We start from the raw sequence: 18,335 nt of genomic DNA on the forward strand, positions 1-18,335 counted from the left end.
CAAGCGGTCTTCGACGAAGTTGCCGTCATACCAACCAGCCCTTGACGTCTTGGCCGAACGCCACAAAAGGTGAAAGATCGATGCCGGCGAACACGCCCGGGTAGTTCAGGGCTGCGCGCAGGCGATAACCCCAGGCAAACTGGCTCATGTAGCCGTCGCTGGTGCAGGAGAGTTTTTTGTACTTGGCCACGGGTGTACCGGCAGCGCAGCCAGCCGCACTGCCTTGGGCAAGGTCGGAGCCGTATATGTCGCCCTTGACGTAGCGGCGCTCGGAAAGGCTCGGCATGTCGTGAACATACTTGGCGGCCACTTCACCGGTCAGATTGAGACTGTCCGCCCCCATCACTTGCGGTATCGACTTGATAAAGCCCAGCGACAACTGCGAGATTTTCAATCGGTCATAACCGTCATACACCGAACCCGGCGCGGCGTTGATCGCGTCTTGGCCGAGTGTCAGGTTCTGCCCGATCGCCCCGGGAAACGCGCCCGGATTTTGCGGCGAACCAAATGCAGTGATCAGGTCGGCCGTGGCCAGTTGCACCGGTTGGTTGGGCCGGAAGCTGTACTCGCCGAACACCGAGGTGCCCCAGATATTGCTGGAGAAACTCAGGCCGAAAATGCGGATGTCTTCAGGGAATGCGGCAAAGTATTCGCTGTTGGTTGACTGCTGACCTGGCAACCAGCCCGCGCCAGATCCTGGGCGCGAGTCGGTGATGACGCTGGCGTATGGTGTGCGCGAGTGAATGTTCATCGCATAGGCGCCGAACTCGGTACCGATTTCATCGGCGAAATAACGCAGCGACAACCCGAACTGACCGGCATTGGACGGCTCATCATCGCTGGCGCGATTGATGATCAGGCCGTTGGCGTAGGCAAAGGCGTCGTTGGGGTCAGCCGCCGGCGCCAGACGCGGGATGCCGTAGCAACCTTCCGGCACATAGTCGTTAGCCGCAAAGTAGGTACCGCAACCTTCCAGCACGCTTTCGCGCCATTGCAATTGGTAGAAGGCTTCCAGACTCAGGTTGTCGGTCAGGCCGTAGTTGCCGTACAGCATCGGCACGGGCAGCAACGCTTCCTTGAGCTGCGAACCGGGCCGGCGCAGTGCCGCGACATCGACCGGGTTGACCGAGTTGATACCGTTCTGAAAGAACAGCCCTTCACCCCAGTTCACTACCTGATTACCGACGCGGGCATTGAGCGGTCGATCGGCGACCGTGAAGTCGCCGAACACGTAAGCATCCAGCAGCGCTACACCCTGGAATTTGGCGAGGCTGTCAAAATGGTCGTCATCGAGTGTGCTGTTGGCCTTGTAGCCGTTGGACGAGTGGCCGTAATCGACGTTGTGGTTATTGAGCGTGTAGTCGTACCAGGTTTTGCCACGAATGAACGCACCGTAGTTTTTCCAGTTCAACTCAACTTCGCCCAGCAGCGTGACGGGCGTCGAAACCAGATCGTTCTTTTTGAAGTTCAGGCGACTGTCGTCAACGTTACGCGCACCGTTGGGGTTGAATTTCCCGGGGCTGCCGTAGCCGGCACGGTTGGCGTTACCCTGGAAAATGTAATTGCTGTTGGGGTTTTCGGCGCTCCAGATGGCGCCGACACTGACGCTGCCGTTGTAACGGCCAGACACTTCGCCGAACTCGAATTCGCCAGCGAACGCCTGTTGAGATACAGCAAGCGCAAGGGGTGTCAGGGTAAGCACGGCTTTTGCCAGACGGCTGCGAGCGCAGGCAGTCGGACCCAGGGAAGGTTTCATGGAGCACTCTCCGGATTGTTTTTATTTGGAGTGGCTCTGGGCTGGCTGGCAGGTTCGGGTGACCGAACCTCTGATTTGAAAGGCCTTGGCGTCAGAGTGAGTCGATCATGGAGGGAAGCACATGGGTGAACTTTGCAGATCACGCCAGAATTTCAACATTTGACGCCAGCGCGAAGGATTGTCCGACTCATCACCATGCGCATAAAAAAACCTGCAGCAATTGGCAGGTTTTTTTGTCAGCGGGTGCAGCGACTGCGCTCAATATCCTCGAAAAACCTCCCCCATGCTGACGACAGGCGCTGCCGTCGCCAACGAGCCCATGATGGCTGGTCGGGTAAGCTCGCTCATGCCTGCGGCAAACACTATAAGCAGACAGATAACCAGAAGTGGACGCATCGCTAACCTCCGTCATCCAGATAAACCGGATGCAGTGTCTTTTGTTATTGGTAGCGTCGATTGTTGTTGCCCGCGCAGGAAAAGACTTGGCAGATCGCGCCAAGATCCATACTTCTCGCGACAACAGTTGGCACCGATCGGCCAGCCTGCATAAAGAAAAAGCCACCGGCTGCCTGCGCAACCGATGGCCTCGGCAAATGCCGGAAAACAGAGGCGCGTAGCGTGAACGCCTCCGGTGTCACCCATTCTGAAAATGTTTAATCAATCTGACCGGTGCTGCGCAACCAGTCTTCGGAGCGTTGCAAACCTTCGGCAATTTTTACCTTGGGCTGATAACCGAGCAATCGCTGCGCCTTGGCAATCGACACATCGGCCTTGCGCGCAAACATGTACATCGCGTCCGGGGTGATTTCATTGGGACGCTGCAGCAAGCGATTGAAGCCCCAGAGCAGACGCGTCACCAGGGCAGCGACACTCAACGGCAACGTGCGTGGCTGGCCCTGGCGACCGGCCCAGCGCCAGTGGTTGGAGAAGAAGTCCATACAGCTCAGAGGCGTGCCGCCGCTTAGAATGAAGATCTGCCCACAGCCCTGCGGCAATCCGCTGGCAAGCATGATGCCGTCCAGCAGGTCGTCGATGAACACGGGTGAAAACACGCCGTTACCGCCATCGGGCAGTACCAGCGCGCCACTCTTGGCCATTTTCAAAGGCTCGCTCAGCCAGGCCCGCGAGCCTGGCCCGTAAACGTCGCCCGGCCGAATGATGGTGCAGTCGATCTCGCCAGCGGCATGGGCGGCGAGCACCACATGTTCGCTGGCGCCTTTGGCCACGCCATACCGGTATTGCGTACCGATCACCACGTCGGCGGTTTCATCCACGACGCTCTGGTAATCCCAGCCCAGCGCTGCGATCGACGACAGCTGCACAAAACGCTGCGCACCGCCGGCCACTGCCGCATCGATGCAATTGCGCACACCGCGTACCGACACTTCGCGATAAAGCTTCCACGGCGCGGCAAGGGAAACCACAGCTGCGGTGTTAATGAACAACTCACAGCCCTTGGCGTGATCAGCCCAACGCGAAGGCTGGGTCAAATCGCCGGCGACCACGTTGCGAGCCGGATCGGCATGCAGATCCATGCCGCGAACTTCGGCGCCCAGCGCCTGATAACGCGCCATCAGCGCGCGGCCAATAAACCCGTTGGCGCCTGTGATGAAGACACTGCGCGGCGGCGCCGCGGTCTGCCCGTTAGCGCCGACGGGCATGGGTGTATCTGACATGGTCATACCTCTAACTTGGGGAACGGCTCAGCACAACGCATCAGGCGCCGGTGGTGTAATCAGTCTGTTGCGCACGAATGTAGCGAGCCGGTTGCAGGCCGCGTTCACGAATCAGACGATCGAACATCATCATGATGTCGCTGGCGTCCATGATGCCGAGGTAATTGCCGTCTTGATCGAAGTTGACGTTAGCACCGTGTACCACCATGAACGTGTCAGTGATTTCCGTGTTGTCTGCCGGGGTCATGAACGTATGGATCGAGCCACCCGGTTCGAACAGGTAGCTGCCGGCGGTCTGTGGCTGGTCCGGGTATTCGACGTAATTCCAGCGGCCACTAAGGGTGTACAAGTGCACCACGCCGGTGTGGTAATGCTTGGGCAGCATCACACCTGGATGGAACATCACGCGCAGCACCCAGACACCGGCAACCGGGTCCAGGTACAACGGCTGCGCGTCAACGCCGAGGATGAGCGCGTCACGGTAAACGGGCAGCTCGTTGGTATTGAGGGTCAGCAGGGATTTGTGATCGATCAAAACGTTCGGGAGGGCCATGATTATTCTCATTGTTGGTGGGATGGCAGGATTCCTGTGTGCGTACTGTCGCGCTCTCAAACGCCAATGACTTTGCAGATCGCGCCATTTTTTCCACAACTGACGACACCCTCACATCCGCCGCTATTGCCCGGGTGTACCATCGAAAAAGGCACACATAACGACAATATCGCCTTGCCTTCTATAGGTTGCGTTCATGACTTCGATCGTCCGCGGCATTGCCCTGTTGGGCTACAACGAATTCGCTGCAAGCCAGGGCCTGGACGCACGCGGCCTGCTTGAGCAGGCCGGCCTGCGGGCAGACACGCCCGACCAGCACGATGAATTGATCACATATTCACGCTATACCGCCCTGCTCGAACAATCGGCGCGACACTCGGATAACCCGCTGTTTGGCCTGCAAATGGGTTTGCATCAGGGCGCCGAGGTCCTCGGCAGCTTGCTGTACGTCATCCAGAGCGGCAAAACAGTCGGTGCGGCGTTGAAAGCCCTGCGTGAGTACTTTCATGTCCACAGCAGTGGCGCCGTCATTCACCTCGATATTCAGGGCGACAACGCCCGGCTTTCCTACGAAGTCACCGACGGCCAGGCCGCGTCGGTCCGTCATGATGTCGAACTGGCCCTCGCCGTCGGTAGTCATTTGATGCAGAGCTTGTTGGGACGACGCTGGCGGCCCAGTGCATTGCTGATGCGTCACGTCTCATCGGTGCCGTCGAGCGATTACCGACGCCTGCTGGGCATCAATCCACGCTTCAACAGCGACAGCAACGCCTGGATTTTCGACGCGGCATTGCTTTGCGCGCCATTGAGCGATGCCGATGAAGGCTTGCAGCAACTGGTGCGCCGGCATGTCGAGGACATCTCCCAATTGACCCTGCAAGAATTGCCCGGCTACGTGCAAAAGGTTCTGCGTACGATGTTGCCCTCGGGCAAAGCCACCCTTGAGGATGTCGCGCAATACATGATGATCAGCCCGCGCACGCTGCAGCGTTATCTCATGGATGAAAATACCGGTTTTCAAGAGCTGCTGGACAAGACCCGACAGTCGATGTCCACCCGCTATATTTGCGACACATCGATCAGCCTCACTCAACTCGCCACCCTGCTCGGCTATGGCGACTTGAGTGCTTTTTCCCGTGCGTTCGCACGCTGGAACGGTGTCAGCCCACGCGTGTGGAAGCGTCGCTATCTCGAAGCGCAAGCCGTCAACCCGAGCGGGGAAAACCGATGAGCAATGAGTTGCCGGCAGTACCGCTCGACAGCCCGACCCCCTGCGCGGTAAGCCCTTTCGTTCGGGCGCTGACGCTCTCGTGCTTTGAAGAATTTACGCTGTTGCAGGGGATTAACCCGGCCGAGATGCTGCGCCGTGCGTCGCTGCCGGTGGAACTGCTGCGGCGCCAGGAGGGCATTCTTGCCTATCGACGATTTTGCGCGCTGCTGGAATTGTGTACGTGGCAGTCCGCCAATCCGCTGTTCGGTCTGCAATACGGCCTGCATCAGGGCGTGAGTATCTTCGGCCCCCTGCTCTACCTCATCCGCAACGCCCGAACAGTGGGTGACGCGCTGATCGAACTGAAGGAAAACTTTGCCCTGCACAACGCGGCGGCTCACGTCGCGCTGGCGGTCGACGATGAGGTGGCGGTGCTCAGTTACCACATTTATGAGCGTGACTTGCCCGGTATTGGCCAGGCTGAGGAACTGGCCATCGGCGTTGGCATGCAACTGATGCGCACGCTGGTCGGCGGTAACTGGTTACCTTCAGCGATATTGTTGCGCCACGCACCGCTGACGGATCCGACTGTCTATCGCCGCACGCTGGCATGCAATCCGACGTTTAACACCGCTTGCCACGGGTTGGTGTTTCCGGCGGCGGTGCTCGCTCAGCCGCTGGGTTCGGCTAACGAGACCTTGCACCAGTTGTTGACTGCGCATGTCCACAACATGGAGCGCCTGTCGGCTGACGAAATGCCCAGCTTCGTCCGCCAATTGCTGCGCAACATGCTGCCCAGCGGCCGCGTGACCATCGAGAAAGTCGCCGACTGCATGGCGATCAATTCCCGCACCTTGCAACGGCGTCTGGCTCAGGAGGGAAAATCCTTTCAGGATCTGCTCGACAAAACCCGCCAGATCATGGCCTGCGAATACCTCGAAGACCCGCTGATCAGCACCGCACAAATGGCCGATTTACTCGGCTACTCAGACCTCAGTGCATTCTGTCGAGCGTTCCAGCGCTGGTTCTCGATGACGCCCCGCGAGTGGCAGAAGCGTCATTGTCCCGAGCATCAACCGCGCCTGCTGCGGCGCTTACGAGTGCTGCGCTAAACCGCGATCACGGCGCGTTGACCACGATGTACGTGACGTCACTGCCCTGGTACTGCGGCTGGTACCAGGTTGAGCCGCATTGCATATACATCGTGTTGTAACGCATCACCTGCACACAACTGCTGGGCATCTGTGCCGGGGTGAGGATCGCGCCGATGACCGCCGACGTTACCGCGACGGTCGCACCCACCGCGACGGCGGTGCCAATCGGGTGGTAGTGATCGTCGTAGCCATAGCGACCGCGCCCGTCGACATCGATATCAACGTCACGATGGTTGTCGATGTTGACGTTGTGCCGGCTGTTGTTGACGTAGTTGCGATTGTTGGAATTGACGCGGTTGCCGGCGTTCACCCGGTTATTGGCACTCACATGATTGGCGCGCTGTGGTGCATTGACTCGTTGCGCGCGTGGCGCATGCGGCGGTGGTGGCCGATTAACCGAGGCGCGGGCATGCCCTTGGGCGCGTTGCGGTCTGGCGTCGGCTTCGCTGATCAGGCTTATGGTCAGCACCGAAGCGGTGGCAAATGAGAACAACAAACTCCAGGTCAGTGTGCCGTTCATGTCATTTGCCTCCCTGTGCAGCGACTTCTTTCAAAGGGATCGCCACGTCGCCCTTGCCCGGCTTGAAGGTAAAAATGGCGTCCTTGAGTTCCGGTTTCAGGTTCCAGCGATACACCGCGCTGTACTCGGGAAAACTCGCCACATCGGTGGTAGTGATCACCAGTTTGCACGGCAGCGGTTTCTCCGAACGGGTGATCCACAACTGCCAGTCGACACCCTCCTGACGAAACGCCAAATGGTCACAGAGCTGACCGTTGATGGTCGAGGGCCCGACATACGCCGCCTCTTTGAGCGCATCGATCTGCGCCTGATCGCTGCCGAACAGAAACAGATCTTCCATCGGCACCTGAATGCCGTAGAAGTTTTCGAATCGGTGCAGGGCTTCACCTACTGTCGGCGGTGCATCGACCGTCGTGTAGTACTTGAGGTAAGGCGCGTACTGCGTGAGTTTTTTGCCGTTGTAAAACAGCTCCCGCGTGCGCACATCGCCTTCTGATTTGGCATACAGCCGGTTGTGATCGAGGACTTTAAGGGTGTTGGCCGACTCGGTCTTGATCTTCTGACCGGACTCCAGAACGGTGTCACGGGAGATTTGCGCATCGACCTGAAACTTCGGCAAAGCGCGCAGGTAATTGCCCATGTCGATGAGCTTGTCGACCACTTGCGGGTTGACCGGCGTGTTGTCGGCAGCGGCCGGTGGATTGTCGGCGGCAGCCGGTGGATCGTCGGCATACGCGACCGAGGTCAGGAACAGGCTGAAACACACGCACAAAACAGGTGTTGCGGCTTTCATGGATCCCACTCCTGGCCCGCAAGGGCCTTCGCTCCTGGAAGATTTTCAGACGGCGATTTCAGGCTTTTCCGGCCGAGGCCCGCGTGCCTGAAAGATCAGCCTAGACCGCCATCCTCAAGTGCGCCAATGGCCGGTTCCGCGCGGCCAAAAATGCCTCGCCTGTAACATCAAGCGCTCGAAAAAACTCTAGGCAAGTTCCAATCACACCAAGGCGTAACCGATGAAAACTTACAAGAAAGTAAAACTGAACGACGACGTGACCATGCAAATCATCAACATCACCGAGCAAATGATGTCCGCGCGGTTCTGGTTCACCGGCAAGGGTTTTGGCAGCACCCACCATCACTCCAATGAAGAAGTGAACGTGGTGATCAACGGCGAATTCATCGCTACCAATGGTGCCGAACAGTTCCCGGTGTATGCCGGGCAAGCGGTGTGTGTCGCTCCAAATGTCGAACACGACATGCGCTGCCTGACGCCGGTGGGCGAGATGATTTCCACCTGGACGCCACCACGCAAGGATCTGATCGAGAAGTTCGCGCAAACCGAGTAACGGCAGATCAAGTACGTGAACGGTGCGGCCATGTGTGATCAAACAGTCAAATTAACTGGCGTTTTCTGTAACAGCTCAAACTTTCGGGCATCCATCACGCTGACTCATTCAAAAAAAAAGGAATGTCAGCGTGTTTAAAAAAACCGGAGTTGGTCTGTTCAACTTAAGTGCCTGTTTACTTGCCATTGCCGTTACCACGGGCAGTTCGATCGCTACGGCGGCTGAAGGTGTAGAGGCCAGCGCCAAAGCTAAATTTGAAAGTAATACCGTCGTCAAATTGCCGGAAGGCTATCGCAGCTGGACGCACATCGGCACGTACTTCAAGGAGCCGGGTAAAACCACGATTCTCGATGGTAGCGTGATCGAGGGTGCACAGTTCGGTAACACCTACGTCGAGCCTTCGGCGCTGGCAGCGTACAAAAAAACCGGCAAGTGGCCTGACGGCACCCAGTTCGTCAAGGACTTCACCGCATCGAGCCTGGGCGACGAATGCGACGACAAATCTGGCGTCTGCACCAAGAACAAAGGCCAGAAATGGCCGCAGGACATCGAGAGCTGCGACAAAGTCACCGGTGAATGCAAAACCACCCACGGCACCGGTGTATTCGAGGCGTATTACTTCGGCGCCGGTTACATGGTCAAGGATGCCAAACGCTTTCCCAAGGCACCTGGCAATTGGGGCTACTTCGGCTTTGGTCCTGTTAAAGGCACGCCTTATCCGAAAACCGCAGAACTGCGCCCGATGGAACAGTGTTCAGGTTGCCACGTAGCCAATCGCGCTGACAAAGACTTCGTCTTCAGCGACTTGCACCTGGGCTTGCAGCAATAACCGCAGAAGTTACCTCTCGGATTTATACCTTTTCAGGAATTTCCAATGAACTACTCAATCTCGAAATTTGCTTTCGCGTTTTCGGCTGCCTGCCTGGTCAGTGCCCCGGCAATGGCCAGTCATCACTTTGAATCGGTGATCGTGCAAAAGACCCCGGCCCTTAACCAACTCGATAACTATGTATTTGCGTCACCGAAGGCGGATCACACCGTCTTCATCATGACCCTGAACTCCGCGGCAAAAACCGGCCCGAACGGGGTGTTCGCGACCGATGCGCTGTACAACATTCACGTCGCCGATGACGCAACTTATAAAACCGGGCATACCTTCAGCCTGTCGTTCAGCAGCGATAACAAGTTCACCGTGTACGAGTCGCAATTGCCTAACGCTGCCGTCGGTGCCAAAGGCGCGAAAATCGGCACCGGCGAATTGGGTAAAACCAGCGAACTGGCCAAGGGCGTGAAAGCCTGGGCCGGCGTGGTCAAAGATCCGTTCTTCGGTAACTCCACCAGCCTGGGGTTGATGCGTGCACAGTTGAACGCCGGTAAGCCGTACGACGCGTCCATCTGGGCACAAGCCCAGGGCAAAAGCATTTTCCTCGGTCGCAAAGCCGCAGCCATCGTGCTGGAAGTACCGAACTCGATGCTCGGCAAGACCATCCGCACCTTTATGACCACTGCAGTGGACAACAAAGGCACCTGGACGCAGGTGCAGTACTCGGCCAACCCGTTGCTCTCGCACATCACGCTGTTCGAAAACGCGGCGTTGAAGGCAGAGCACGACCAAAGCCGTCCTGACACGGATAACCCTATCAAGGCGCTGGTCTCCGCTCGCATTGCCCGCGCTTCGGCCCTGGCCAAGACCCAGCAGGATCCACAGCAGTACGGTGACACTGTCGCTGACAAGTTGATCCCTGACGTGTTGACCTACAAGGTCGGCAGCGCCGCCAAGTACACCGTTGACGAGCGTAACGGTCGCGCGCTGGACGACGATGCCATGAGCACCATCCTGTCCATGGTGCTGGGTACCCCGACCGATCAGAAGATCGCCAATCCGAAGCTGCACACCACGACCTTCCCGTACCTCATGCCGGCAGAACTCAAGTAATCGCTGACGTCGTGCAATGACAAACGGAGGGGGGCTTATGCCCTCCTCTTTTTCAACCCGGACGGGATCAGACCATTGTCCTTAAAGATGAAAACCGACCTAACGCCTCCCGCAAAAAAAACCGCTCGCACGGTCGCAACCCTCACCCGCACTGCGCGCATTTGCGCCCTGATGTTGCTCGCGCCACTCGCCTCAGCCCATGAGTTCTGGCTTGTGCCCCACGATGGCGTGACCGCAGTTGATAAAAAGGTCGTGTTCGAGCTGCGGATCGGCCCCACCTGGCCCGGTGTGCAGAGCCCGCGCTTGAATAACCTGGTGGACTGGTTTATCGCCAAGGATGCCAAGGGCGTGCGCAAAGTCGAGGGTCGCGACGGCGCGCTTGCGGTCGGGCATTTGCAGACCCGCGCAGCTGGCGCGACGGTCGTGGCCATGCGCACCAACAGCACGCGCATCAATTTGTCAGCCGTTGAGTTCAATGAGTATCTGGAAGAAGAAGGCTTGAGCAATGTGCTGGCACTGCGCAAGCGTTATGACCTGATGCAAACGCCTGGCCGCGAACAGTATTCGCGCTGCGCAAAAAGCATCGTGTTAGTCGGCGGTCGCAGCGATGGCTTTGATCGCGTCATGGACATGCCGCTCGAATTCGTTGCGCACACCGATCCACTGAAATTCCAGGCCGGCGATGAGTTCCACCTTCAGCTTTTTTTCAACGGCGAACCGTTGGCGGGCAACCTGGTCAAGGCACAGCTCAAGGCCGACCCGGTGAAAGAAGTCATGGCCATCAGCGATGAGCACGGTCGCGTCGCGCTGCCACTTACTGATCCGGGCTTGTGGCTGTTCAGCACCGTACACATGGAGCCCAGTGGTGAGGATGGTGTTGATTGGGTAAGTCTCTGGGCCTCGTTGACCGTGAACATTTCCTCTAAAGACCGGAGCCCATCGCAATGAACTCGCCAATCAAACGATTTGTCAGCCTGCCGCTGTTACTGGCAGGGGTAATGGCCAGTGAGCTGGCGCAAGCGCACAGCGGCGGATCTGCCGGGTGGTTGCATCCATTGTCCGGACTCGACCACTTGCTGGCGATGATTGCCGTTGGCGCATGGAGCTGCCAGATGGGCGGCAGAGCGATCTGGATCGTGCCGAGTGCGTTCGTCTGCTGCATGTTGCTCGGCGGGCTGTTGGGGTTCGATCAGTTTGATCTGCCGGGCAGCGAGATCGGCGTTTCGTTGTCAGTGGTGTTACTCGGTTTGGCCATCGGCCTGCGAAAGACCTTCGCCGTGCCGGTCGCAGCGCTCGGCGTTGGTGTCTTCGGCATTTTCCATGGCTATGCCCATGGTTATGAAGTGCCGGTGATGGATGACAAGGTGGCGTACGCCAGCGGTTTCCTTCTCACCACCGCCAGCCTGCACGTCATCGGCGCCGTGGGTGCCTGGCTGATGCTCAAACTGAACGCCGGCGCACGGATGCTTCAGATCATGGGCTTTGCCTGCGCGGCGGCTGGCGCCTGGTTGCTGGCCACGTTGTAGCGGTTTTTGCAGAGATCCATTGTGGGAGCAGGCTTGCTCGCTAAAGCATTTTGTCAGTTGACGCAGATGTGGCTGGTTTACCGCTTTCGCGAGCAAGCCCGCTCCCACAAGGTTCAGCGCCGCCCACAAATCCTGCAGACAACCACAGCCAAATGTGGGAGCAGGCTTGCTCGCGAAAATATTGTGTCAGTTGACACAGTTGTGGCTGGTTTAACGCTTTCGCGAGCACGCCCGCTCCCACAAGGTTCAGCGCCACCCACAAATCCTGCAGACAACCACAGCCAAATGTGGGAGCGGGCTTGCTCGCGAAAGCAGTGGAACAGTCGATGAAACTTTGGCTGACACACCGCCATCGCGAGCAGGCGCGCTCCTACATTTTTTGTAGCGACTTTGAGCGTTGGTTTTCAGCGGGACTTGAGATCACATTGCCCGGAGTCTTCGCTGCACGAGGTCAGGCGGTCGCGGATGTCGGCGTACATCAGGTCGTACAGTTTGTGGTTGTACTTGATCAGGCCGTTATCGCGGGACATGCCGTGTTTGTGTGCCAGGCGTGTCGCCACGCTGCCGAAATTGTAGGCGCTGCTGCGAGGCAGGCTGAAGGACTCTTCAAAACGTTTGCCCGCCACTTCGCCCACCAGACGCATCTGCACCACCGAACCTTCTTTAGGGTCGTGCACGATGCTGTAATGCAGGTCGACGCAATACGGCGGCTGACCATCCAGAGGGTTCTTGTTTGCACGGTGCAGGCGCCCCGGCACGAAGCTGTCGTAAGCCGAGCAACTCGATTCGAAGGCACGGCGATGGGCCGCAAAACGCTCATCGACATCGGCGTTGGCGCGGATTACGTCCGGGTGCTCTGCCGTCAGCAGGTCAGCGTCGGCAAGCCCACGGTTGCGGCCGATGAAGTTGATGATTTTGGCCACACATGGTGAGGACTCCCGACTGAGTTTGCACTCGTCATGGGTAATTTTTCCCGCCACTTCACTGCGCACGGTCAGGTGCAGGAATGGATCGTTCTCATGCTCACGGACAACCTCGTATGCAACGTCGATGGAGAATACGGGGGACTGATCAGGGCGACTGCGATGACGTAGGTAGCCTGGTTCAACACGCATGGTGATTTTCCTTTTGCTCCGCCGGGTACGACTGGCGGTGATAAAAGTGCTGTTCAAAAAAAACCTCCCGAAGGGAGGTTGAAAAGAGAGGTCTACGCCTGGCTCGACAGGCGTAGACCCTGAAAGCTAAACAAAACGACGGCCTCAATCTGTAGGAAATTTCCTATTTTGCCGATTTTGTTCATAGATCATCACCGCACTCAAAAAGGCAAAAAACAGACATTTCCTACATTGAAAATCGAGCAACCCTTGGACACTGACTCGATTTGTCCGCGAGTTCTTCATGCCGCACACCTCTTTGCAAAACCTGAACACCGCCAACCTGACCTGCCCATTCGCCGAGCAAACCGTGCGCAGCCTTGAGGTATTCGACCTGTTGTGCCCTGGACTGGCATTGCACGCCACCCTCTATGTCATCACCGGGGAAGCCGACGATGTGCTGACCGCTCTTCGCCAGGCAGATGCCGAAGCCGCCAACGCGATCCTCTGCCAGCCCAATATTTCCAACTGGTGGCGCTCACCGCATGTTTACGCTCAGCGGCATCAGCAACGCCTGCAAGCTGCCGCCAACGCGCGCGCGCAGATGTACGCACTTGGCAACGAAGAACACGCCGCGAAACTGGTACGTCTGGGAAAAGTCATGGAGGCTGCGTGCCAAGGCACGCATTTGCGCCGTATCGCGCAGATACCTGAATGGTTCCTTTATCTGGCGATTGATGCCCTGAGCAACACTTGCACGGATCTGAAAGGACATTGCCGCACACGCATGCCAGCGAACTGGAACTTTAATCTGCTCTGCCAGATTCTGGCTGCAGACGACATGTCACCTTTGTACGCCCTGCTGCTGATGCTCGAACGCCGGGACAATCTGTACTGGCGTGACTTCGATGCCCTGCTCGAATGGCCTGACCTTGCCGAATTTCTGCTGGAAAACCCGGCCATGACCCGTTGCCTGATCAATGAGCTCTCGATCAGCGGACGTTTGTCATTGCTCAAGGTGTTTGAAATGCACCCGGCTCTGGCCCAGACCTACGCCGACGTCATGGTACAGCTTGCCGTGGTGGGCGATCGTCGCGTACGCGTTGTCGCCGCGCCCCAAGTCATCGCCCTGCCCCTGCCGAACAAGCTTCCGCATCTGCGCCAGCTCATGAACCACGGTACAGAAAGCGAGCGCACGCGCGCGGTCAAAGTGCTCGCCCATAACGGCGAAGCGGTGCGCAAAGTGTTTCAAGCGCGCCTGAAAGTGGAAGGCGCCAAACCCGTACTCAAAGCACTCAACCATGCACTGGCGCAAAAAGTGAAAGCGTGAGAGCCGGTTCAGGCGCCTCGCTCGGCAAACGCTATTCCCGCCGATTTGAAAAACTCAAGTTGCGTCACATAAACCTGACGCGAGAGCTGCAGGAGTTTTGCGTGGGACGCGTTGATCCTTGTCAGCAATGCCACACCATCGAAATTGCCCTTCTTCTGGATGTAGCGCTTCACCCACAAATAGTAGGCAGCTTCCGTCTCGTAGTAGCGCACCAGCGCCAGGGAAAACGCGTTGGCATGCGCACTGTGGGGAATGTTATCGATATCCATCATGGCTGCTCGCGCTGCGTCGCTCAGGCGCTGCATCGTCCGGTATTTCATCGAATAATAATCGAAAGTAAGTTCCCCGCTTTGGACTCTCTGCTGCACTTCCTGCACCTTGTCCCGGTGCGAAAGATATTGCGTCATGACCTTTTCGTTGTAATCGAAATCCGGGTCGCCACCACAGCCAGTCAATAGCAAAAAAATCAACGAGGCGAGTATTCGAGCTGTTTTCAAAACCAATGCCTGCGATATTCCATATTGATGTTCTCTCCTGTAATTGCTGTTTCTGATGCTCGAAAGGGTGCGCATCCCATTCATCACAACGGGCGACCCTACACGCCAGCCATTGACTTAGCCAATCTGTCGATCGAGGTTTTCGCGCAATTGCGTCATGGCCTGAGCCAGTCCGGCAGCAGCCTGGGTCACCTGATCGCGCTCACCGTTGATACTGGCAAACTCCAGTGACTCGCATGCCTCCATCAGCCGCGATGCCTTGATGATCCGTGCGCCACCCTTCACTCGGTGAGCCAAATCTTTCAAAGCGCTGGCGTCCATTGGCTCCTGCAAAGTTTCCAGCAGTGCCAGATCCTCTTTGTTGCTCCGCGCCAGATCAATCAACAACCCGCGCGCCACTTGTTTGTTGCCGCCGGTGAGTTTCAGCAGTGCGCCCCAGTCACCTTCTTCGTGTCCATCTTCGCCATCATCCAATGGCGGGACTTGCCGAGGCGGTTCGACTCCGCTCAAACGTTGCTGCAAGTCATGCAGGGTAATCGGCTTGAACAGGCACCCATCCATGCCGGCGGCAAGGCAACGCTGACGCTCCTCAGGCAGCGCATTGGCGGTAAAGCCCAGTAACAGACAGGCTTTGACGTTCCGGTCCTTTTCGTCTTCCCGTATGGCGCTGGCCAACTCATAACCGGTCATTCTGGGCATATGGCAGTCGGTAATCACCACATCGAACTGCTTGCGCCCCCAGACTTGCAAACCGTGAACGCCATCGACGGCTTCCTCGACCCGGTGCCCGAGATATTCCAGTTGTTGGGACAGCAACATGCGATTGACCGGGTAATCATCGACCACCAGCACCCGTAATCGCGCGCCCGCCGGGACTGAAATCACTTGTTCGACACCAGGATCATCTGCAGGCTCGAGCAGCGGAAATTCCAACAGAGCGCTCACGCGGGTGCCTTTGCCGACTTGGCTGGTGAGCGTCAGTGTGCCCCCCATCATTTCGCACAATGATCGTGAGATCACAAGGCCGAGTCCGGAACCTGTACGCGCCGCATTGCGATTGCCTCGCGCCTGGGAAAACGGCGTGAACAAACGCATCTGATCTTCATCCGAGATACCAATGCCGCTGTCAGTCACGTCGAATTCGACCCGCAAACGCTGGCCATCCTCTGACTGGCGACTGCGATAGCTGACGCGTACTTCACCCCTTACCGTAAATTTGATGGCATTGCCGATCAAGTTGGACAGCACCTGCTTCAGACGAAGCGGGTCAACCAGTGCGTCGTCTCGACTGACTTCCTGCACTTCCAGCACCAGCGCAATGCCTTTTTGTTGTGCCAGCCCCTCGAAGATACGGACGGTGGACTCGATCAGACTGCGCACCCGCGCGCGCTCCGGAGTCAGGGTCAGCTTGCCGGCTTCAATACGGGCGATATCGAGAATGCCACCGATCAAGTCCAGCAGATCCCGTGCGGCGCCGGACGCGACGTCCAATGCCAGTCTGTCCATGATGCCCTGGTCACCCTTCTTCATGGCCAGTTCGAGCATGCCGATCACCGCGTTCATCGGCGTGCGGATCTCATGGCTCATGGTGGCGAGAAACGTCGTCTTGGCGCGGTTGGCGTTTTCTGCCTCTTCTTTGGATTCCTTGAGTTCATCTAGCAGGCGCTGACGGTCACTGACGTCAATCCAGCCAGCGATTAAACCACTGACCATGCCGTTGCTGCCGCGATAAGGCAGCGCCCAGTGATAAATCGTCCGCGTCTTGCCATTGGCCAAGGTCAGTAGACGGTCACCGATAACCGCTCGACCGTGCCTCATTACCTGCTGATAGGATTTATCGAACTCCAGAGCCTCAGCAGGGCTTAGCTCAGAACCCTCAACCAGGCGTTTGCCGAGAAGACTTTCCATGTCCCGACCAAACACTTCCAGATAACTGGCGTTGCAGGAAATCAGCTTGCCCGCTCGATCCCGCACATAAATCGGATGGGGTGTTTCGTCGATCAATACCCGCATGAATTCCATCTGATCGCTGAGCGCTCGCTCCGCTTGCTCGCGCCGATACACCAGACGTTTAAGATAGGTAATCCAGGTGATGGCCACAATCAACAAAATGCCGGCGACGATAAAACCCTGAATGATCAGCCCGCGATAACGTAACCAGTAGCCATCCTGAAACACCAGTTCGGAGCGCCAACGCTCTGCCAACGTATCCATTTCACCGGGTGGAATACTCAGCAAGGCTTTATTGAGAATCGAGTTGAGTTCAAGCTCGTCGGGGATAGTCGCAAACGCGATCTGCGAGCGAGAAGTCCCCACCGTCGACGTGATCTTGAGCCGTTCCTTGAAGTCCCGGGACAATAGATAACGGGCGCTGATCAATGAACTGATGGCCGCCTGCGCCTGCCCATTGGCAACCATCGCCAACGCCTGGGTGGCGTTGTCGGTCTCGACAATGTGAATCGCCGGATAGTGCTCGGTCAAAAAGCTTCGCAGGTAACGATCATCGGTGAAGGCCACGGTTTGTCCCGCCAGTTGATCAAGCGTGCCGGGGCTGCTGACAGAATTTTTTGTGAGCAATACGAAGGACGTCGTGAAATACGGCCGAGTAAAGCTCAAACCGAGGCCCTGATCCTGCCCGGAGGAGAACGCGGCGAGCATATCTGCGTCACCACGATTCAATGCCGCCACCTGATCTTCCCGTGAATGGACAGTCTTTATTTCAAACTTCAGCCCGGTGCGCTGACTGACGTTATCCAGGACATCGGCGCTGAGTCCCCGAAAGCGGTTTTGCTCATCGAGATAGGTGAACGGCAGCAGGCTGTCATCAATCAACACACGGACGGTGGGATGCCGCGATAGCCATTGCTGCTCGGTTGTGCTGAGCTGCAAGCGGTGCTCGCCGGGAATGCTGATCTCATCGGCCCCCCAGCGCTGCAGGATGGTCATCCGTTCGCCTTTGGGTATGGCGTCCAGCGCCCGATTGACCAGACGCAGCAAGGTGGGGTTCTGTTTAACCAGTGCAAAAGAGAAACTGGCGGTATCGAGATGGGCAAAATTGACCAGCCGGACGATGCCCCGATAGTTGCGGTTGACCAGGTAGTTGGCACCGATGGCATTCCCCAGAAACACGTCCGCCTGACCGAACGCCACGGCGCCCATGGCGCTCAGTGTCGAAGGGTACAGCTGAAGCCTGGCGCCCGGGTAAACCTTGTTGATGGCCGCCTCGGGGAGATAGTGATAAACAGTAGCTACCCGAACACCTGCCAGATCGACCGGATACGTGACGTCTTCACCGATTCGCGTCACCAGTGTCGGTTGGTCAGTGGCATACGGTTCGGACAACACCAGTGCGGGGTCCGCAATGTCGTAGTCATTGGAAGAACCCAACAGATCGATTTCACCGAGTTTGAGCGCTTCAATTGCCTCACGGCGAGAAAGGTATCCTTTGACTTCGACCCGCACACCGAGCAACTGCTCCAGCAGACTGGCGTAGTCTGCGGTAATGCCCTCGTAATCACGATTATTGGCAATGATGTCCAGCGGAGGGTAATCAGGCAGGGAAACGCCAATGCGCAGGACACGCTTGTCGGTCAGCCAGCGCTGATCAGCCTCACTGAGGTCGACCTGATAACCCGTCACGAGTGAACGACCGAACAAACGCATATTGTCGTTACTTGCTGCCTGGCACAGCCCCATGCAACCAATGAACAGCTGGACCGTCACGAAGATGGGTAAAA

Annotated in this window: 16 protein-coding genes; 8 read left to right on the forward strand and 8 right to left on the reverse strand. The window is 57.5% G+C overall.

Annotated elements, in window-relative coordinates; genetic code table 11:
- Nucleotides 1-25 precede the first annotated feature (25 nt).
- The 3 genes from ACZZ0D_RS10900 to ACZZ0D_RS10910 all read right to left on the reverse strand — a co-directional run bounded on the left by ACZZ0D_RS10900 (nucleotide 26) and on the right by ACZZ0D_RS10910 (nucleotide 3,985).
- Entirely contained in the window at nucleotides 26-1,756 is a 1,731-nt protein-coding gene (locus ACZZ0D_RS10900; RefSeq protein ID WP_463553212.1) for a DUF1302 domain-containing protein, read from the reverse strand.
- A 653-nt stretch (nucleotides 1,757-2,409) separates the two neighbouring features.
- Nucleotides 2,410-3,432, reverse strand: coding sequence for an NAD-dependent epimerase/dehydratase family protein (locus tag ACZZ0D_RS10905; RefSeq protein WP_463553213.1), 1,023 nt, complete (start codon nucleotides 3,430-3,432; stop codon nucleotides 2,410-2,412).
- Between the two features lie 40 nt (nucleotides 3,433-3,472).
- Nucleotides 3,473-3,985, reverse strand: coding sequence for a 2,4'-dihydroxyacetophenone dioxygenase family protein (locus ACZZ0D_RS10910; protein WP_463553214.1), 513 nt, complete (start codon nucleotides 3,983-3,985; stop codon nucleotides 3,473-3,475).
- Between the two features lie 196 nt (nucleotides 3,986-4,181).
- Here ACZZ0D_RS10910 and qhpR point away from each other — a divergent pair, with 196 nt between their 5' ends.
- Complete coding sequence (gene qhpR / locus ACZZ0D_RS10915; protein WP_463553215.1) at nucleotides 4,182-5,216, forward strand: AraC-like transcriptional regulator QhpR; 1,035 nt, start codon at nucleotides 4,182-4,184, stop codon at nucleotides 5,214-5,216.
- Entirely contained in the window at nucleotides 5,213-6,307 is a 1,095-nt protein-coding gene (locus ACZZ0D_RS10920) for an AraC family transcriptional regulator (RefSeq protein ID WP_463553216.1), read from the forward strand. Before qhpR ends, ACZZ0D_RS10920 begins: the two co-directional genes overlap by 4 nt.
- Nucleotides 6,308-6,314: 7 nt before the next feature.
- On the opposite strand, the gene ACZZ0D_RS10925 is transcribed toward ACZZ0D_RS10920, so the two are convergent.
- Together ACZZ0D_RS10925 and ACZZ0D_RS10930 are read right to left on the reverse strand one after the other, a co-directional pair.
- The gene (locus ACZZ0D_RS10925; protein ID WP_463553217.1) at nucleotides 6,315-6,869 is read right to left on the reverse strand and encodes a hypothetical protein; all 555 of its coding nucleotides are present in this window, start codon (nucleotides 6,867-6,869) and stop codon (nucleotides 6,315-6,317) included.
- Nucleotide 6,870: 1 nt separating this feature from the next.
- Nucleotides 6,871-7,662: a DUF2092 domain-containing protein gene (locus tag ACZZ0D_RS10930; protein WP_463553218.1), complete on the reverse strand. Its 792-nt coding sequence runs from the start codon at nucleotides 7,660-7,662 to the stop codon at nucleotides 6,871-6,873.
- 220 nt (nucleotides 7,663-7,882) lie between these two features.
- Between ACZZ0D_RS10930 and ACZZ0D_RS10935 the strand changes: the two genes are divergently transcribed.
- The 5 genes from ACZZ0D_RS10935 (at nucleotide 7,883) to ACZZ0D_RS10955 (ending at nucleotide 11,677) form a co-directional block, all read left to right on the forward strand.
- On the forward strand, nucleotides 7,883-8,215 hold the full coding sequence (locus ACZZ0D_RS10935; protein WP_463553219.1) for a cupin domain-containing protein: 333 nt from the start codon (nucleotides 7,883-7,885) through the stop codon (nucleotides 8,213-8,215).
- Nucleotides 8,216-8,345: 130 nt separating this feature from the next.
- The gene (locus ACZZ0D_RS10940) at nucleotides 8,346-9,044 is read left to right on the forward strand and encodes a cytochrome P460 family protein (protein WP_463553220.1); all 699 of its coding nucleotides are present in this window, start codon (nucleotides 8,346-8,348) and stop codon (nucleotides 9,042-9,044) included.
- Nucleotides 9,045-9,089: 45 nt separating this feature from the next.
- On the forward strand, nucleotides 9,090-10,151 hold the full coding sequence (locus ACZZ0D_RS10945) for a DUF4331 family protein (RefSeq protein WP_463553221.1): 1,062 nt from the start codon (nucleotides 9,090-9,092) through the stop codon (nucleotides 10,149-10,151).
- 87 nt (nucleotides 10,152-10,238) lie between these two features.
- Complete coding sequence (locus ACZZ0D_RS10950) at nucleotides 10,239-11,099, forward strand: DUF4198 domain-containing protein (protein WP_463553222.1); 861 nt, start codon at nucleotides 10,239-10,241, stop codon at nucleotides 11,097-11,099.
- Entirely contained in the window at nucleotides 11,096-11,677 is a 582-nt protein-coding gene (locus tag ACZZ0D_RS10955; protein ID WP_053120074.1) for a HupE/UreJ family protein, read from the forward strand. Before ACZZ0D_RS10950 ends, ACZZ0D_RS10955 begins: the two co-directional genes overlap by 4 nt.
- 404 nt (nucleotides 11,678-12,081) lie before the next feature.
- On the opposite strand, the gene ACZZ0D_RS10960 is transcribed toward ACZZ0D_RS10955, so the two are convergent.
- Nucleotides 12,082-12,792 (reverse strand): DUF5064 family protein, encoded by a 711-nt coding sequence (locus tag ACZZ0D_RS10960; protein WP_463553223.1) that lies wholly within the window; start codon nucleotides 12,790-12,792, stop codon nucleotides 12,082-12,084.
- A 283-nt stretch (nucleotides 12,793-13,075) separates the two neighbouring features.
- Between ACZZ0D_RS10960 and ACZZ0D_RS10965 the strand changes: the two genes are divergently transcribed.
- Nucleotides 13,076-14,101: a hypothetical protein gene (locus ACZZ0D_RS10965; RefSeq protein WP_053120068.1), complete on the forward strand. Its 1,026-nt coding sequence runs from the start codon at nucleotides 13,076-13,078 to the stop codon at nucleotides 14,099-14,101.
- Nucleotides 14,102-14,109: 8 nt separating this feature from the next.
- On the opposite strand, the gene ACZZ0D_RS10970 is transcribed toward ACZZ0D_RS10965, so the two are convergent.
- Together ACZZ0D_RS10970 and ACZZ0D_RS10975 are read right to left on the reverse strand one after the other, a co-directional pair.
- On the reverse strand, nucleotides 14,110-14,673 hold the full coding sequence (locus ACZZ0D_RS10970) for a hypothetical protein (RefSeq protein WP_463553224.1): 564 nt from the start codon (nucleotides 14,671-14,673) through the stop codon (nucleotides 14,110-14,112).
- A gap of 42 nt (nucleotides 14,674-14,715) precedes the next feature.
- Nucleotides 14,716-18,261 carry a transporter substrate-binding domain-containing protein gene (locus tag ACZZ0D_RS10975; RefSeq protein ID WP_463553225.1) on the reverse strand — a complete coding sequence of 1,182 codons (3,546 nt, stop codon included), beginning with the start codon at nucleotides 18,259-18,261 and terminating at the stop codon, nucleotides 14,716-14,718.
- Nucleotides 18,262-18,335 lie beyond the last annotated feature (74 nt).

The sequence above is a fragment of the Pseudomonas sp. AC193 genome (genome assembly GCF_979258075.1).

What these genes read in the sequence shown, in the direction of transcription:
- ACZZ0D_RS10900 (WP_463553212.1), bottom strand. Translation starts at nt 1,756, where the DNA reads ATGAAACCTTCCCTGGGTCCGACTGCCTGCGCTCGCAGCCGTCTGGCA.
- ACZZ0D_RS10905 (WP_463553213.1), bottom strand. Translation starts at nt 3,432, where the DNA reads ATGTCAGATACACCCATGCCCGTCGGCGCTAACGGGCAGACCGCGGCG.
- ACZZ0D_RS10910 (WP_463553214.1), bottom strand. Translation starts at nt 3,985, where the DNA reads ATGGCCCTCCCGAACGTTTTGATCGATCACAAATCCCTGCTGACCCTC.
- qhpR (WP_463553215.1), top strand. Translation starts at nt 4,182, where the DNA reads ATGACTTCGATCGTCCGCGGCATTGCCCTGTTGGGCTACAACGAATTC.
- ACZZ0D_RS10920 (WP_463553216.1), top strand. Translation starts at nt 5,213, where the DNA reads ATGAGCAATGAGTTGCCGGCAGTACCGCTCGACAGCCCGACCCCCTGC.
- ACZZ0D_RS10925 (WP_463553217.1), bottom strand. Translation starts at nt 6,869, where the DNA reads ATGAACGGCACACTGACCTGGAGTTTGTTGTTCTCATTTGCCACCGCT.
- ACZZ0D_RS10930 (WP_463553218.1), bottom strand. Translation starts at nt 7,662, where the DNA reads ATGAAAGCCGCAACACCTGTTTTGTGCGTGTGTTTCAGCCTGTTCCTG.
- ACZZ0D_RS10935 (WP_463553219.1), top strand. Translation starts at nt 7,883, where the DNA reads ATGAAAACTTACAAGAAAGTAAAACTGAACGACGACGTGACCATGCAA.
- ACZZ0D_RS10945 (WP_463553221.1), top strand. Translation starts at nt 9,090, where the DNA reads ATGAACTACTCAATCTCGAAATTTGCTTTCGCGTTTTCGGCTGCCTGC.
- ACZZ0D_RS10950 (WP_463553222.1), top strand. Translation starts at nt 10,239, where the DNA reads ATGAAAACCGACCTAACGCCTCCCGCAAAAAAAACCGCTCGCACGGTC.
- ACZZ0D_RS10955 (WP_053120074.1), top strand. Translation starts at nt 11,096, where the DNA reads ATGAACTCGCCAATCAAACGATTTGTCAGCCTGCCGCTGTTACTGGCA.
- ACZZ0D_RS10960 (WP_463553223.1), bottom strand. Translation starts at nt 12,792, where the DNA reads ATGCGTGTTGAACCAGGCTACCTACGTCATCGCAGTCGCCCTGATCAG.
- ACZZ0D_RS10965 (WP_053120068.1), top strand. Translation starts at nt 13,076, where the DNA reads ATGCCGCACACCTCTTTGCAAAACCTGAACACCGCCAACCTGACCTGC.
- ACZZ0D_RS10970 (WP_463553224.1), bottom strand. Translation starts at nt 14,673, where the DNA reads ATGCGCACCCTTTCGAGCATCAGAAACAGCAATTACAGGAGAGAACAT.
- ACZZ0D_RS10975 (WP_463553225.1), bottom strand. Translation starts at nt 18,261, where the DNA reads ATGCGTTTGTTCGGTCGTTCACTCGTGACGGGTTATCAGGTCGACCTC.